At 45.0% G+C, this 16041-nt stretch carries 16 protein-coding genes; 8 read left to right on the top strand and 8 right to left on the bottom strand.

Going from position 1 to position 16041, the window contains the following annotated elements:
• The first annotated feature begins 185 nt into the window (after positions 1–185).
• The 3 genes from minC to minE are packed head-to-tail and all read left to right on the top strand — an operon-like array spanning position 186 to position 1944.
• Positions 186–848 carry a septum site-determining protein MinC gene (gene minC, locus R7Q41_RS18555; RefSeq protein ID WP_005382304.1) on the top strand — a complete coding sequence of 221 codons (663 nt, stop codon included), beginning with the start codon at positions 186–188 and terminating at the stop codon, positions 846–848.
• A 17-nt stretch (positions 849–865) separates the two neighbouring features.
• Entirely contained in the window at positions 866–1678 is an 813-nt protein-coding gene (gene minD / locus R7Q41_RS18560; protein WP_005388331.1) for a septum site-determining protein MinD, read from the top strand.
• 2 nt (positions 1679–1680) lie between these two features.
• Positions 1681–1944, top strand: coding sequence for a cell division topological specificity factor MinE (minE, locus tag R7Q41_RS18565; protein ID WP_005388332.1), 264 nt, complete (start codon positions 1681–1683; stop codon positions 1942–1944).
• Positions 1945–2021: 77 nt separating this feature from the next.
• On the opposite strand, the gene rnd is transcribed toward minE, so the two are convergent.
• From rnd to R7Q41_RS18600, 7 genes are all read right to left on the bottom strand, one after another.
• A complete protein-coding gene (gene rnd, locus R7Q41_RS18570) occupies positions 2022–3140 on the bottom strand; it encodes a ribonuclease D (protein ID WP_031777213.1) in 1119 nt (372 codons plus the stop codon).
• A 78-nt stretch (positions 3141–3218) separates the two neighbouring features.
• Positions 3219–4910 carry a long-chain-fatty-acid--CoA ligase FadD gene (gene fadD / locus R7Q41_RS18575; protein ID WP_005382216.1) on the bottom strand — a complete coding sequence of 564 codons (1692 nt, stop codon included), beginning with the start codon at positions 4908–4910 and terminating at the stop codon, positions 3219–3221.
• Positions 4911–5016: 106 nt separating this feature from the next.
• The gene (locus R7Q41_RS18580) at positions 5017–5871 is read right to left on the bottom strand and encodes an alpha/beta fold hydrolase (protein ID WP_238958909.1); all 855 of its coding nucleotides are present in this window, start codon (positions 5869–5871) and stop codon (positions 5017–5019) included.
• Between the two features lie 6 nt (positions 5872–5877).
• Positions 5878–6435, bottom strand: a complete 558-nt coding sequence (locus R7Q41_RS18585) for a Slp family lipoprotein (protein WP_005382214.1) — start codon at positions 6433–6435, stop codon at positions 5878–5880.
• 41 nt (positions 6436–6476) lie between these two features.
• A complete protein-coding gene (locus tag R7Q41_RS18590) occupies positions 6477–6782 on the bottom strand; it encodes a hypothetical protein (RefSeq protein ID WP_017819942.1) in 306 nt (101 codons plus the stop codon).
• A 60-nt stretch (positions 6783–6842) separates the two neighbouring features.
• Positions 6843–7544 (bottom strand): tRNA (adenosine(37)-N6)-threonylcarbamoyltransferase complex dimerization subunit type 1 TsaB, encoded by a 702-nt coding sequence (gene tsaB / locus R7Q41_RS18595; RefSeq protein ID WP_017819943.1) that lies wholly within the window; start codon positions 7542–7544, stop codon positions 6843–6845.
• Between the two features lie 29 nt (positions 7545–7573).
• Positions 7574–9514, bottom strand: a complete 1941-nt coding sequence (locus R7Q41_RS18600; RefSeq protein WP_005382210.1) for an ATP-dependent DNA helicase — start codon at positions 9512–9514, stop codon at positions 7574–7576.
• Between the two features lie 218 nt (positions 9515–9732).
• Here R7Q41_RS18600 and purU point away from each other — a divergent pair, with 218 nt between their 5' ends.
• From purU to R7Q41_RS18615, 3 genes are all read left to right on the top strand, one after another.
• A complete protein-coding gene (purU, locus tag R7Q41_RS18605) occupies positions 9733–10566 on the top strand; it encodes a formyltetrahydrofolate deformylase (RefSeq protein ID WP_005382206.1) in 834 nt (277 codons plus the stop codon).
• Between the two features lie 207 nt (positions 10567–10773).
• Positions 10774–12393 (top strand): serine protease, encoded by a 1620-nt coding sequence (locus R7Q41_RS18610; RefSeq protein WP_318144622.1) that lies wholly within the window; start codon positions 10774–10776, stop codon positions 12391–12393.
• A 4-nt stretch (positions 12394–12397) separates the two neighbouring features.
• Positions 12398–12766: a hypothetical protein gene (locus R7Q41_RS18615; protein WP_005382200.1), complete on the top strand. Its 369-nt coding sequence runs from the start codon at positions 12398–12400 to the stop codon at positions 12764–12766.
• Between the two features lie 71 nt (positions 12767–12837).
• Here R7Q41_RS18615 and R7Q41_RS18620 read toward each other — a convergent pair whose 3' ends face one another.
• On the bottom strand, positions 12838–13434 hold the full coding sequence (locus tag R7Q41_RS18620) for a VOC family protein (RefSeq protein WP_213893645.1): 597 nt from the start codon (positions 13432–13434) through the stop codon (positions 12838–12840).
• Between the two features lie 220 nt (positions 13435–13654).
• Here R7Q41_RS18620 and argS point away from each other — a divergent pair, with 220 nt between their 5' ends.
• Together argS and R7Q41_RS18630 are read left to right on the top strand one after the other, a co-directional pair.
• Complete coding sequence (gene argS / locus R7Q41_RS18625; protein ID WP_025517318.1) at positions 13655–15388, top strand: arginine--tRNA ligase; 1734 nt, start codon at positions 13655–13657, stop codon at positions 15386–15388.
• Between the two features lie 146 nt (positions 15389–15534).
• A complete protein-coding gene (locus tag R7Q41_RS18630) occupies positions 15535–15963 on the top strand; it encodes an HIT family protein (RefSeq protein ID WP_039841466.1) in 429 nt (142 codons plus the stop codon).
• Positions 15964–16041: the final 78 nt, after the last annotated feature.

Consider the following 16041-nt stretch of genomic DNA (forward strand, 5'->3'; position numbering starts at 1 on the left):
ATGCTGATTTAGCCGCGTTGAGTGCGGATTAGGTTGAAAACGTCAAATTCTCGCAAACTTAATAGCAAATTTGAGATTAATTCACCTATTTGCCCACGAGAGAACTTGCTGCGTCAAAGGATGAAATATAACATGACATACCTAGTTTAAGGCAACGCTCTTTCAATAAAGGCAAGAAGTCCACGATGACCCATTCACCAGACCTTAAAGGTAGCAGTTTTACATTGTCAGTTTTACACCTTTCTGACAATGAGATCGCAAAGACTGTCGAATTTTTGCAAGAAAAAGTTTCTCAAGCACCTTCTTTTTTTGCATCCGCGCCTTTGGTAATCAATATAGCAAAAGTACAAGGCGACATTGATTTCCCTAAGCTTAAACAAGGCATCTCAGATGCCGGTTTTATTCCGGTCGGTGTAACGGGCTGTAAAGACAAGCGTGTACAAAACCTTGCTTCCGAAGCTGGCTTCGCCATTATGTCGGCGAGCAAATCGCCAAGCCAAGCACCTGCCAAAATGGCACCAACGAAAGTAGTTCGTACGCCTGTCCGCTCAGGACAACAGATCTACGCAAAAGATGGTGATTTGGTGGTGCTAGCGCACGTAAGTGCAGGTGCTGAAGTCATTGCTGACGGCTCTATTCATATCCATGGCACACTTCGAGGTCGTGCGATTGCAGGAGCAAGTGGTCAGCAGGAAGCGCGTATTATTTGCCACGATTTACAAGCAGAACTGGTATCCATTGCGGGTGACTACTGGTTAAGCGATCAAATTGAAAGCGAGTACTGGCAAAAGAAAGTAATGATCAGTAAAGCCGATGAATCATTACATTTAGAAGTTCTCGCGATTTAATCTAAAAAGGAAAAAAAATGGCACGCATTATTGTAGTAACGTCTGGTAAAGGTGGCGTTGGTAAAACCACTTCAAGCGCAGCCATCGCCTCTGGTCTAGCTCTTAAGGGAAAAAAGACAGCGGTGATCGATTTTGACATCGGTTTGCGTAACCTCGATCTAATCATGGGCTGTGAGCGCCGCGTCGTGTATGACTTTGTGAACGTCATTAACGGCGAAGCGACATTAAACCAAGCGCTGATCAAAGATAAGCGCACGGACAACCTATTTATTCTTCCTGCTTCTCAAACTCGTGATAAAGACGCACTGACAAAAGATGGTGTTCAGCGCGTATTCGGCGAACTTGATGAAATGGGCTTTGATTTCATTATTTGTGATTCACCAGCAGGTATCGAGCAAGGCGCGTTAATGGCCTTGTACTATGCCGATGAAGCCATTGTCACAACGAACCCAGAAGTCTCTTCTGTGCGTGACTCTGACCGCATTCTCGGTATTTTAGATTCCAAGTCACTGCGTGCAGAACAAGGGCTAGAGCCAGTAAAACAGCACCTTCTACTGACTCGCTACAACCCATCTCGCGTCACTCAAGGCGAAATGCTAAGCGTTGAAGACGTAGAGGAGATCTTACATATTCCACTACTGGGCGTGATTCCAGAAAGCCAAGCCGTGCTTAACGCGTCAAACAAAGGTGTGCCAGTCACTTTTGACGATAACACCGATGCGGGTATGGCTTATTCTGACACCGTTGATCGCTTATTAGGCAATCAGGTTGAATTTCGTTTCCTTACTGAGGAGAAGAAAGGACTCTTTAAACGACTCTTTGGAGGCTAGACATGTCATTATTAGAATTTTTCCGTCCACAGAAGAAAACTTCTGCGAATCTAGCTAAAGAGCGTTTGCAAATCATTGTCGCAGAGCGCCGCAGCCAAAATGATCCTGCGCCGTCTTACTTGCCTCAATTAAAAGAAGACATCTTGAAGGTGATCAGCAAGTACGTGGCAATTGATCCAAATATGGTTGACTTAACATTTGAGCACAAAGACGACGATATCTCAGTTCTTGAGCTGAATGTGAAGCTACCAGACGAAGAAAAGTAATCAGTTTCTCTCGCCAGACGAATGCTCTAATTAGAACGAAAAAGGTTGGCATCGAGGCCAACCTTTTTCATCTTTCATTACTTTAATGCTTTATTCATCTTGTCGCCGAGTAAATCCAAACGCCACCCTTGCATCAAATCAGGCAATACTTCTGGGTCACGATCTTTTTTCCAAACCCAACTGATCAACTGATTGATCTGCTTTTTAGAGGCAAGGAACTCCGTGGCTAAACCTGACTTCTGCGAAGCCGATTTCACCAAGTCTTTCATATTTTTGAAGACCTGCTTGTAACCCGGATAGTCCATTAAACGCTCAATTTTCGCAGGATACTCTTCAGAAGGTGTTTGCTTCGCTTGCTTAACAATCGCGGCAATCTTCGCGCCATGGCGGTTAATCGCTCGGATATCAATATCTTCTGCTTCCATCTTCTTAAAGTTCGTTAAACCAAGACGAGCGACCGTTAATAGATCACCTTCTTTGAAGATAAAGTTCAGCGCTAAATCTCGTTTGATTGCTTCACGATAACGCCACGTCGCCAATGGCTTTAAAATAGCCAGCTCAGAAGGTTTTAATTGCCAAGCGCCCTTAATATCAAGGTAGGCATTCTCTTCATTGGTTACGCGAATACGTTTCGAAACGAGTAAATCACTTTCTTGCTGTACAGCTTCCCACCAACCTGCTTGCGTCACCTTATCGAACAGCTTTTCGTATAACGGTAACAAGTAATGAACATCTGCGGCAGCATAATCTAATTGCTTTTGTGTCAGTGGACGAGCCATCCAGTCGGTACGTGATTCACTTTTGTCGAGCTCTACGCCTAAATATTCTTCCACCAGCGATGCGAAGCCTGTCGATAGGCCGTGACCGAGAAAAGCGGCCATCAGCTGCGTATCCACCATAGGGAATGGTGTACAACCAAAAGCGTTTTGGAAAACTTCTAAATCTTCACCACATGCGTGCAGCACTTTTAGCACAGAAGTATCTTTTAATAGCGCTACAAACGGCGTCATATCCGTTAATTCAGTCGGATCAATCAGCGAGAGGCGATTACCATCGAAAAGCTGAATCAGACCTAACTGCGGGTAGAAAGTGCGAATACGAACGAATTCGGTATCCAGCATCACTACGTCTGCCTCTCGGGCATGAGTGCAAACCTCTTCTAGGTCTTTGTTTTTAGTAATAATTTGATAGTTCACATACTTCTCGCTATAAAAATGCCAGCAAAACGCTGGCATTCTATCATTTTTTAAATCTCTCGACTCGACGAAATCGGCTTATGCGCTTTTCTTCGCAAGTTCAGCGTCATTCTCTTCGCGTAAAACACGACGCAAGATCTTACCGACATTGGTTTTAGGTAAGTCTTCGCGGAACTCAACCAACTTCGGAACTTTGTAGCCAGTTAAGTGTTCTCGACAATGCGCGATCACTTCGTCTTTGGTCAAGCTCGGATCGCGTTTCACGACATAAATCTTCACTAATTCACCAGACACTTCATGCGGCTGACCAATAGCAGCAACTTCAAGTACTTTGCCGTGAAGTGCTACAACGTCTTCGATTTCGTTCGGGTAAACATTAAAGCCTGATACTAAGATCATGTCTTTCTTACGGTCAACGATATGCAGGAAGCCTTCGTCATCGAACTTAACGATGTCGCCGGTTGATAGCCAGCCGTCTTCGTTAATCGTATCTTTCGTTGCTTCAGGTCGTTGCCAGTAACCTTGCATAACCTGAGGACCACGAACTTGAAGTTCGCCAGTTTCAGTATTCGCAAGAGCGTTACCTTCTTCGTCCACGATACGAACTTCTGTTGATGGTACCGGCAGACCAATAGAGCCATTGTATTCAACAAGATCATGCGGATATGCCGCCACCAACGGAGAACACTCTGTTAGACCGTAACCTTCGAGCAAATAACAACCCGTGGTCTTTTGCCATCTTTCTGCCACTGAGCGCTGCACTGCCATGCCGCCGCCAACGGCTAAACGTAGATTACTGAAATCCAACTCGTGGAAATCTTCATTATTGACCAATGCATTAAATAAGGTATTCACGCCCGTAATCGCAGTAAACGGATGCTTTTGTAGCTCTTTCACGAACCCTGGAATATCTCTAGGGTTGGTAATAAGTAAGTTACGACCACCCATTTCAACAAACAGCAGACAGTTTACGGTAAGAGCAAATACGTGATACAGCGGTAATGCTGTCACGACTAATTCACGCCCCGGAGATAAAACCGGTCCGTACGCGCCTTTTGCCTGTAGAACGTTCGCAATCATGTTGCGGTGAGTCAGAATCGCGCCTTTCGCGACACCTGTCGTCCCCCCCGTATATTGCAGGAATGCAATGTCATCCCCAGACATAAACGGTTTAACGTATTGTAGACGACGACCTTTACGTAGAGCCTGACGCATTGAGATTGCACCAGGTAAATCGTACTTAGGCACCATGCCCTTAACGTACTTCACCACGAAATCGACAATCGTACCTTTCGCTCGTGGCAGCATTTGACCAAGACTGGTTAACACTACGTGTTTGACTGGTGTTTTATCGACGATTTGTTCTAGCGTATTCGCAAAGTTAGACACAATCACAATCGTCGTCGCACCTGAGTCATTCAATTGGTGTTCAAGTTCACGAGGAGTGTAAAGTGGGTTAACGTTTACGGCGATACAACCTGCACGCAAAATACCAAATAATGCTACTGGGTATTGCAGTAAGTTTGGCATCATCAGAGCAACGCGGTCACCCTTTTGCAGTTTTAACTCGTTTTGCAGATACGCTGCGAATGCGCGACTACGCTCTTCCAATTTACGGAAGGTCATAACCGAGCCCATGTTCATGAATGCTGGTTGGTCTGCATATTTTTGTACAGACTGTTCAAACATTTCTACCAAAGACTCATATTGCTCTGGATTAATGGTTTCAGGTACGTCACTTGGATAACGTGAAAGCCATGGTTTATCCACGATGTTACTCCTCGTTTATAACTGGCTAAAAAATAGCGTCCTTTTTATTTTGAAAGCTATTACAGCACAGCGAACGTGCTTGAGCACGCAACTCTCAAACACTTGTTTAAATTTTGTTAACTACACCAAGAATTCGCGTTGCGACCTCGAGTATTTGCTCTAAATGACAGTGATGACCACCCTTGACAGAAACCACTTGCGGTGGGTTCTCTCCCCAATCAGCTTGGTTAGATGGTAAATTCTGAAATCCTTGATCGCCTAATACGATCAAATGAGGACAACGTATTTGGCTGGTAATCGAGTTAGCATGCGCTTGCGCCATTCGGTAAAGCGACGCACATTTTAACTTGGCATCATGCCGCCAATACCATTTATCTCCTCGCTGCTCCGTTCCTCGCTCGACTATCGGCAGAAGCTGCTCAGCGGTTAATTGGTTGGCTTGCATGCGTAATTTTAACGCCAGATCGAAGGAGGCAATGCTTCGCTCTGGCTTGTTTTGCTGTCTTATTCGACTTAAAACGCCATCGCGAAGACGAGGCAAACTGTTAGTAGGATCTTCAGTAAGAGGTCCTGCTCCCTCAATTTGCACAAGAGCTTCGACCTGCTCTGGAAACGCAGCACTATAGCAACTTGCGATTAAAGCACCAAGTGAATGCCCTACTAATATCAGTCTGTTTGGTGATAATTCGTCCAACAGCTGATATAAATCGGCAATATAGTCGTGAAAGGGGTAATAATTATCGTGAGATTTATGACTCGATAAACCGTGACCAAAATGATCGATGGCGAGGAGGTGTAAGTGAGGATTAAGTTGATTCAACTGCTCCATGAGCGCTTTAAAGCTGCCCGCATTATCTAACCACCCATGAAGAAAAACGACTGACAAGTCAGCCGTTTTCTCGTTCCCTATCTCAAGGGCTGCCATTTTGCCGGCAGGAAGCTCGAATTGACGCTCATGCATCGCAGATTATTTGACCTGTTTTATCACTTTACCGTCTTGCGGGAAATCATTACGCCACATGCGGCAGTTAATCGAGTAACATGGGTAAAAGTAGGTTGGCGAGTCATACATGCGTACACGTTCTTCAATTTTCCATAAACGGTACCCTTCCCCCTTAATTACTGGGAAGATGTAACCGTGCTCACCGATCTTTCCTTCTTCTTCCCCTGCTCCTTTGCCTACAACCGTCACCAAACGGCCTTCACTAAAGGCGACAGGCTCTAAATAGCCATCAAAATAGGCGACAAAACGCCCCGTAGGCTCTTCATCAATATCAGGTTTACCAGACTTACTGATAGGAAGGTTTACAATCTCTAGACGCGTTTTATCTTTAAAGTTATCCACTTTAGCGATGATTCCACCAAGGCGAACATCTTCACTCACTTGCCCCTGAGACTCAGCAAAAGCTTTATAGTCTGTAACGACCAATTCTGTGCTTGCATTTAGCTCCTCTGGCAACGAGCTACACGCAGACAAACCAACCGTAGCAAATAATGCGAGAAAAAACCGTCCAAAAACCTTCATAAACCACCTTTCAATATTTGTAACCCCAAGCTGGGGAGATCTCACACGTAAATATCGACACCAAGTAATTGAGCCAGTTCCTCTTTTTTAGCTCGATTCATGACATCCATGTACTGCTCCATTGCTTTACGTGCGCCCCCTTCAGGAAGGTCATATTGCACTTGAGCTCGGTGAATTTGGGACTCATCCACGTGTTTTATGGAGTGCGCCACGGCGTTAGCAACCTTTGAAGGCTGACCTACAGGCTGCTTTGTTTGTGATTTATTTACCTGCTTCTTTTGACTGGCTTTATGAGTGCGATTTGCACCGGGAATCAAAGAAGGAGGCAAGCCATTAATCGACGCCATAGCACTCCATAAAAATACAGGGCAAACGCCCTGCTTTTTGTCAGGTTAATGAAAAACGGACTATTCGCGACCAGGAAGTTTTTTCCATGTCACATTATCACGTAAATAAACAGGGCTCGAATCTTCGACCGGCACGGTATTACCCTTTTTAAATTCTTGTTCAGCAAGAATCACGATGTCTTGTGAATCAGGGTACAGAACGTCACTATGCGTCAAATTAAACGGTAGGTCTGCTAATACTTCTTGGTAAGCATCCCAACCAGTACCTGCTGTCGTCCACGTTTTGTCGTCTGCTTGTGCTTCTTCAACGAGACGTGCTGGTGGAATTACGCACTCTGCATCCATCTCTGCCCACTCACCGTTTGCTTGGCGAGTGTAACGTGCCCAGTAAACTTCACCCATACGTGCGTCAATAGCCACAGCGACATCGGTCACACCATGTAAGCGATAGCTACCTTGAGCCATTGCAGCCAGCGTTGAAACGCCGATCATAGGTAAGTCAGCACCGAACGCCAAACCTTGTGCGATACCAATACCGATACGAACGCCAGTAAAGCTACCTGGACCACGTCCAAACGCTAACGCATCCAGCTCTTGTAGAGTCAGGCCAGCTTCTTTGAGTACTTCATCAACCATTGGCAGTACTTTTTTGGTGTGATCGCGTGGTGCAACCGCGCTACGTGAAATCACTTGATCATTAGCCAACAACGCAACTGAACAGTTTTCAGTCGCTGTATCGATAGCAAGAATTTTTGCGCTCATTTAACTCTCTACAACTCTCATTTATTGGGTTATGCCTCAGCACTTGCGTCTGTGACAGATTGTTCTGCTTTCAGGAATGCTTTGATTCCATCTAAGTCTCGCGTCCTTGGGATAGGTGGTAGACTTCCGAGGAAAATACCACCATAGTCTCGCGTGACGAGGCGATTATCACAAATGATCAACGCACCGTGATCCTTCTGATCTCGAATTAATCGCCCGACTCCCTGCTTTAACGTAATCACTGCATCCGGGATTTGTACTTCAGCAAATGGTTCACCGCCACGTAATCGACAATCCTCGATACGGGCTTTGAGTAACGGATCGTCAGGGGCGGTAAACGGTAATTTGTCGATAATAACACAGCTCAGCGCATCACCTCTAACATCAATCCCTTCCCAGAAAGCGCCCGTCGCCACGAGTAAAGCGTTACCCAGTTCCATAAACTCCGCCAAGGTTTTCTGCTTACTCATCTCCCCTTGCATTAACACAGGCAGCTCAAGTACTTCTCGGAACTTCTCACCTAGTTCACGCATCATGCTGTGCGAGGTACATAAAAAGAAGCAGCGACCATCATTTTCTTCAATCACCGGAGCAAGCATTCGGACTAACTTATCCGCTAAGCCGTTACTGTTTGGCTCTGGCAAATACCTTGGCACACAAAGGCGCGCTTGCTTTTGATAATCAAAGGGGGACGGCAGAGAAAATTGCTTTGTAGGCTTGAGGCCAAGGCGCTCAGTAAAGTGCTTGAAATCGCCCGATACGGCTAGGGTTGCTGACGTGAAAATCCAAGCGCCTTGTTTAATCTCTATTTGCTCATGGAACTTGTCCGCGACAGAAAGAGGCGTAATGTGCAGAGCGAAATGACGAGGCGAGGTATCGTACCAGTATGAGTAACCGGTAATATCGACATCACATACCCGGTCGATACGGCCTTTGATCAAATTTGCTCGTTCAAAGGCGGTATCCAGTAATTGACTGCGCCCTAAGGCTATTTTGAGTACATCAATCGCCAATTCGAGGCTGTCAGTTAAGCGCAATAATTCTCGCTTAATAGAACCTGATTGCAACGCCTCACGCCAGTTGCCACGAAAGCCTGGCTCACCCAATACAATCCGCATGTCCATTGCGCTTTGCATGAGTTTGTCGCCCACTTTTTGCAATTGACGCATATCTTTGGCTTCGGTGCGATAGGCTATTTCAATGTCTTTGGCAAGATCGTGAATTTGGCGGCTTGAAACTGACTGGCCGAAATATTCGCTCGCAATATCTGGCAACTGATGAGCTTCATCAAAAATAAACACATCGGCTTCTGGAATCAGTTCACCGAATCCTGTTTCTTTGATCGCTAAATCAGCAAGAAACAAGTGATGGTTCACTACAACAATGTCGGAATCCATGGCTCGCTTACGCGCTTTCAATACAAAGCAATCAGTGTAGCTCGGACATTCTTTACCTAAACAGTTATCATTGGTTGAGGTGATAGTCGGAATGATCATGCTGTCTTCTGGCAGATCATCACAATCACCAAGGTCACCTGTTTTGGTTTCTGATGACCAAGCACGCACTTTAACCAGTTGAGTTAATAACGTCGGGTCAGATTCATTAGTGTGGCTTTCGACCATTTGGCGGCTCAAACGATCCAAACACAGATAATTAGAACGCCCTTTTAATAACGCCACTTGGCCATAAAAACCAAGCGCATTGACCATGAGCGGTAAGTCACGATGGTACAACTGCTCTTGCAAGTTTTTCGAGCCTGTACTGATGATCACTTTTTTACCGCTTAACAGCGCAGGGACTAAGTAGGCGAAGGTCTTACCGGTTCCGGTTCCTGCCTCCACCACCAACTGGGTTTGATCTTTGATCGCACTGCTGACGGCTTCCGCCATATCGATTTGTGGCTGACGAGCTTGAAAGCCAGGAATGGCCTTACCTAACGCGCCATCAGAGGAAAAAGTTTTTGCGATCATGCTTGGTATTGAGTTTGAAAAATTATCGAGAGTATATCAGAGGAATAGGAGTGACATCAGCCCACAATCTGACCAGCTTGCGGCGACACGCGGATATTTTGTTGAAACCAACGTAAGAATAGATTATTTATGGTGAAACATGGCAGTACAGTTACACCCGCCAGGGAATAATAACAAATTCGTACGCTAAAATATTAATGCATGGAAGTACCTGATTTATGGAAAAGAAAACACTGTTGACCCACTGTTCTGACGCCCCGGGTCTCATCTCGAAAATTACTAATATCTGTTACAAGCACCAACTCAACATCGTTCACAATAACGAATTTGTTGATAATACCAGTGGCCACTTTTTCATGAGAACGGAGTTGGAGGGGTACTTCAACGATCAAACGTTTCTTGCCGACTTGGACCAAGCTCTCCCGCAAGGTGCTAAGCGTAAATTGGTTGGCTCTCGCCGTAAGCGCATCGTCATTCTCGTCACAAAAGAAGCGCATTGTTTAGGCGATATTCTGATGAAAACCTACGATGGAAGCCTAGATGTTGAGATCGCCGCTGTGGTGGGGAATTACGACAAACTGCAAACTCTCACTGAACGCTTCGACATTCCTTACCACCATGTGACCCATGAAAACCTTAGCCGTGAAGAACACGAGCAGAAGATGCTAGAAGTGATCGATCAATACGATGCTGACTTTTTGGTGCTAGCTAAATACATGCGCGTATTAACGCCGACGTTTGTTGAGAAATATCACCACAAAATCATTAATATTCATCACAGCTTCTTACCTGCTTTTATTGGCGCGAAGCCATATCAACAAGCTTACGATCGCGGTGTGAAAATCATCGGTGCAACAGCACACTTCGTGACTAATGATTTAGATGAAGGGCCGATCATCAAGCAAGACGTAATTCCTGTCGACCATACATTCAATGCCCAAGATATGGCGCAAGCGGGACGCGATGTAGAGAAGAACGTATTGAGTAAGGCTTTGAATAAAGTGATCAATGACCACGTCTTTGTTTATGGGAATAAGACAGTGATCCTGTAATCCCTCCGTACTAGTTACAACGATAGTGAAACCCGTCCAACTTGGCGGGTTTCATCTTTTCAGAAGATCCCCCCCTCCAATTCTAACCATCAAAGTTAAACCGATACGTTATAATTTTTCATTTCTCCACAACTATTTACTGAGAGAATGATTCCGTTTATCATTTGCCCTCCTTATAATAAACCACGTTAATATTACGGAATTAAAATGAAAAAAACGTTAGTGGCTTTTCTGATTGGGCTGACTTTACCAGCAACCACAATCGCAGATACTCTTGAGCCTGTTCAGAATGATGTATCCACTCGCATTATCGGCGGCGAACCTGCCAACACTTCCGACTGGAAATTTATTGCTTCACTGGTACGTAAAGGACAACCTACATCTATTGGTCACTTTTGTGGTGGCAGTTTCCTAGGTGGAAAATACGTATTAACTGCTGCGCACTGTGTGGAAGGTCTTAATGCGGACGATCTGGATATCGTTCTTGGTCTTTATGACAAAAACAGAGAGTCTCAAGCACAGCGCATCGCCATTAAAAATATCTATTCACATGATGAATATAACAACATAACAACGAACAATGACATCGCTCTTATTGAATTAGAACGCAATATCGATAGCGCAACTATTGACCTGGCAACGCCAGAACTTTTAGATAGCGTACGCGTAGGAGACAAGTTGCACGTGGCTGGATGGGGAAATACGTCCACGACAGACCGAATATACCCAACCATTTTACAACAAGTAGATTTGGAATACGTAGATCGAGCTACCTGCCAAAACCTACCAGGAAACTACTCTAATGTATCAGATGACGGTATTTGCGCCGGATACTATTGGGGAGGTAAAGATAGCTGCCAAGGAGATAGCGGCGGTCCACTCATCGTTGATGATAACGGTATCAACAAATTGCTAGGCGTGGTCAGCTGGGGGGATGGATGTGCTCAACCAAACGCTTATGGTGTTTACGCCAACGTCGCTCATTTTCAACACAATGGATGGATAGATAGCCATCGCAATACTATCAGCTTCACTAAGTACCGAGATCTTCGTTTCGTTGAGCGAAAAGCGCAGCAAGAGACCTTTACTATTCGTAATGACGATACTATCCCATTCAACATCTACCAAAGCACAATATCATACGGAAGTACCATCGAGAAAAGCACTTGTACTGGTACCTTAAAGCCTTCGCAAAGCTGTCAAATTACCGTCGGCTACCAACCTAGCTATTCGGGATCAGAAACAACGATAGAGCTCTTTACCGATCATCCGAAACTGTCCAGACTCACAACAACTTTCGAGTATTCAGGTGTAGATAAAGCAAGCAGATCAGTGCGTAATGCCATTCCGCTAGCAGACGCAAATGTTTATACCGGTCAAAACGCTTGGACGGCTGAAAATGGTGAACTGCAATCAGCGGATATGGGAGCTTATCCTGGTGTATCTGAGCTGGTTTTGACCGATCTTCCGAAGGGCAAACTTACCATGGATCTCAAAGTAATGTCCGATGGTTTTGATTACTTGTTCATCTTAGTTAATGGTGAAATTTACGATAGCACCAACCAACTCCTCGATTATAAAGAGATCCAGATCGATCTTTACAAAGCATCTAATACGATAACGTTTGAATACGTCCAACACCCGTTTTCAAGTGGCATTTACGGCGCGCAAGCATTTGTTCGCAACATAAATATGTCAGTCAGCACAGATAATACGGGCGATGCTGGTAACGACGTTAATAAAAAGTCTAGTTCAGGCGGCAGTTTATCTATTGGCCTACTGGTGTTAATGGCTGCAGGTTCATTCGTACGACGCAAAAAAAGGTAACGAGATGAAACATAGACTCAAGATATTCCTACTTGGTTTGGGCACTATCAGTTTAACTGCATGTTCAGCAAACGCAGGACTGCAAACAAACCAGACGTCTGAGCACCAAGCAATGATGGTAGAGACTTATAGGACAAGTGAGAGTCAAATTTCATTTATCACAGAGTCTAACGGCTGCAGTAAGAACGATGATTTTAGCCTAAAAATAGAGCAAAGCTCACAGACAGAAGCTCTTATTACTATCGTTAGAGACAAGGCGGATCATTGTAAACGAATGCCGTTTGCCAAAACTTTTACACTGCCTTTAGATGAAGAGTTGAAAGGCAAAAAACTTTCCATTACCAACCCAAAAAGCAAGTCACTGGCTAAATAGTGATTCGCTTACGAAAGGGAGTCTCGGCTCCCTTTTTACTTCCAACAACTAAGCAATCCTCACTCTAGCGTTTACGACTGCTCAGACTCAACAATACGCTTGAGTGAATGCGGGTGCAGCTTGATACAAATGCCTTGATACTTAAACGCCACCGTTGGGTTATTCAAGCGTTCGCCTTCCCCTTTCGGGCTCGATAGTTTGATCTTCACACCCAGCTCTTCTAACTCATTAAAGCGTGCGCCAAACGCTGGATAAGTGTGTTTCAAATCAGCAAGAAACTCATCTGCGGTTTCGGCATGAGACGGAATCACAAACTCCACATGTTCCCAGCTTTCAGTTGGGTAGATTTTGCCTTCCGCAGGGTATGGCAGCTCCAGACACTCAATCTTCCAGCCACGGCTTTCCAACGCTTTATCGAACTCAATAACAATAATTGGGCGACCGTTGATTTTCGCTTGTGAAATCACCTTTCCGTATTGACTCCAAGCCTCATGCGCAGCTTTTGCGGTATCAGTATCGTTAATACGCAACGCAATATGGTCAGCTTGAGCAAAGCTCACATCCAGTTTTAACAGGGATGCAAACTCTTCAATCTTCGCCATAAATGCATCCAAATCTTGGATCATCAATTCAGGCGCTAGGCGTTTTTCAACTAGTTGAGTCGTCATTGTGGCTCTCTTTTGGGGCTATTTATCTCATTACTCTGAGCGCAATAGTAAACGCAAACCAAGCCTCATTTCCATTCAATCGAAAAAGTATAAATTTCCCCAATTCCTCTCTGTATGAAAAGCAATAAAGTTGTTATCATTAGCCCCATTTTTGTGAACTCCAGCAGAACTTGGCACTTACTTCGCCGAGTTCTTCGTCCTTGAATTGAAGGAAACGCGTGTGAATATCCAAGCACTTATTAATGACAAAGTATCTCAGGCTCTAGAAGCCGCTGGCGCACCTGCAGGCAGTCCTGCGGCGGTACGCCAATCAGCAAAGCCACAATTTGGTGACTACCAAGCAAACGGCGTAATGGGCGTTGCTAAAAAACTGGGTACTAACCCACGAGAATTTGCACAGAAAGTACTGGATGTTCTAGACCTAGATGGTATTGCGAGCAAGACAGAAATCGCTGGTCCTGGTTTCATCAACATTTTCCTAAGCGAAGAGTTCCTAGCAAAACAAGCGGAAGCAGCACTGGCTGACTCACGTCTTGGCGTTGCAGCAGACGAAGCTCAAACTATCGTTGCTGACTACTCTGCACCAAACGTTGCTAAAGAAATGCACGTTGGTCACCTACGTTCAACCATCATCGGTGATGCAGTAGTACGTACTCTTGAGTTCCTAGGTCACAAAGTGATCCGTGCGAACCACATCGGTGACTGGGGTACTCAGTTCGGTATGCTTATCGCAAACCTTGAGCGTGTACAACAAGAGTCTGGCGAAGTTTCTATGGAACTGGCTGACCTTGAAGGCTTCTACCGTGAGTCTAAGAAACTGTACGACGAAGACGAAGAATTCGCAGTGAAAGCGCGAAACTACGTTGTGAAACTGCAAAGCGGTGACGAGTACTGTGCAGAAATGTGGAAAAAACTCGTTGATGTAACCATGATCCAAAACCAGCGCAACTACGACCGTCTAAACGTGTCACTGACTCGTGACGACGTGATGGGCGAGAGCATGTACAACGACATGCTTCCTAAGATCGTTGCTGACCTAAAAGAACAAGGTCTTGCCGTTGAAGATGATGGCGCGCAAGTTGTATTCCTAGATGAATACAAGAACAAAGATGGCGAACCAATGGGCGTTATCGTTCAAAAACGCGATGGCGGTTTCCTATACACAACAACAGACATCGCATGTGCAAAATATCGTTATGAAGAGCTAAGCGCAGACCGTGTGCTTTACTTCATCGACTCACGTCAACACCAGCACCTAATGCAAGCTTGGACAATTGTTCGTAAGGCAGGCTACGTACCTGAGTCAGTATCTCTTGAGCACCACGCGTTCGGCATGATGCTTGGTAAAGATGGTAAGCCATTCAAAACTCGTGCGGGTGGTACCGTTCGTCTTGCCGACCTTCTAGATGAAGCAGAAGTTCGTGCAGCACAACTGATCGAATCTAAAAACCCTGAACTAGATGCGGAAGAAAAAGAGAAGATCTCTAAAACAGTTGCAATGGCAGCGGTTAAATACTCTGACTTATCTAAACACCGTACGACTGACTACGTGTTCGATTGGGACAACATGTTAGCGTTTGAAGGTAACACAGCACCATACATGCAATATGCATACACTCGCGTAGCTTCTATTTTCGCTAAAGCTGGTGTTGCTATGGACGCTCTCCAAGGTGACATCAAAATCACTGATGAGAAAGAGAAAGCACTTATTGCTAAGCTTATGCAGTTCGAAGAAGCGGTTCAATCTGTCGCTCGCGAGGGTCAACCACACATCATGTGTAGCTACCTATTCGAACTAGCAGGTCAGTTCTCTAGCTTCTACGAAGCGTGCCCTATCCTAGTTGCTGAAGACGAAGCAGTGAAACAAAGCCGTCTGAAACTAGCAGCGCTAACAGCGAAGACCATCAAGCAAGGTCTGTCTCTACTAGGTATTGATACTCTAGAGCGCATGTAAACGATTCGAGAATCGAGAATCGAGAATCGAGAATCGAGAATCGAGAATCGAGAATCGAGACGATTTAGAAAGGTTGGCGTGAAAGCGTCAACCTTTTGTTTTATCTGGCGTATACTGATGTCATTCAATTCAAATCGGATAATATAATGAGTTTTGAACTGCACCCTCAATTGGCAAAAGACACTACCGTTATCGGTCACTTCCCACTGTGTGTGGCACTTCTGCATAAAGACAATGCCGTGCCATGGGTTATTTTGGTACCTAAACGTGCAAACCTAAAAGAGCTTCACCACTTGCCAATGAAAGAACAGCAACAGTTTTTGCTAGAGTCTCAAGCGGTAAGCCAAGCACTGGAAGCAACATTCCGTCCAGACAAGTTAAACCTCGGTGCACTAGGTAACATGGTGCCGCAACTGCACATTCACCATATCGCTCGCTTCAAAGATGACATAGCATGGCCGGGACCGGTTTGGGGTAATACCAAAGGTGAATTCCGTACAGAAGAAGAGCAAAACGAATTGCTTGGTCGTATTAAGAACGTGTTATCACTGAGCTCTATTTTCCAAAAAGCATAAGCACTGTAAGCGAAAATAATTCGCCTTTGAATACGGCTAAAATAGACAGAGAAAGATTAATACGTATTTGTAACAATC

It is taken from the genome of Vibrio sp. 2096 (assembly GCF_033339595.1).
GTDB classification, from domain to species: domain Bacteria; phylum Pseudomonadota; class Gammaproteobacteria; order Enterobacterales; family Vibrionaceae; genus Vibrio; species Vibrio alginolyticus.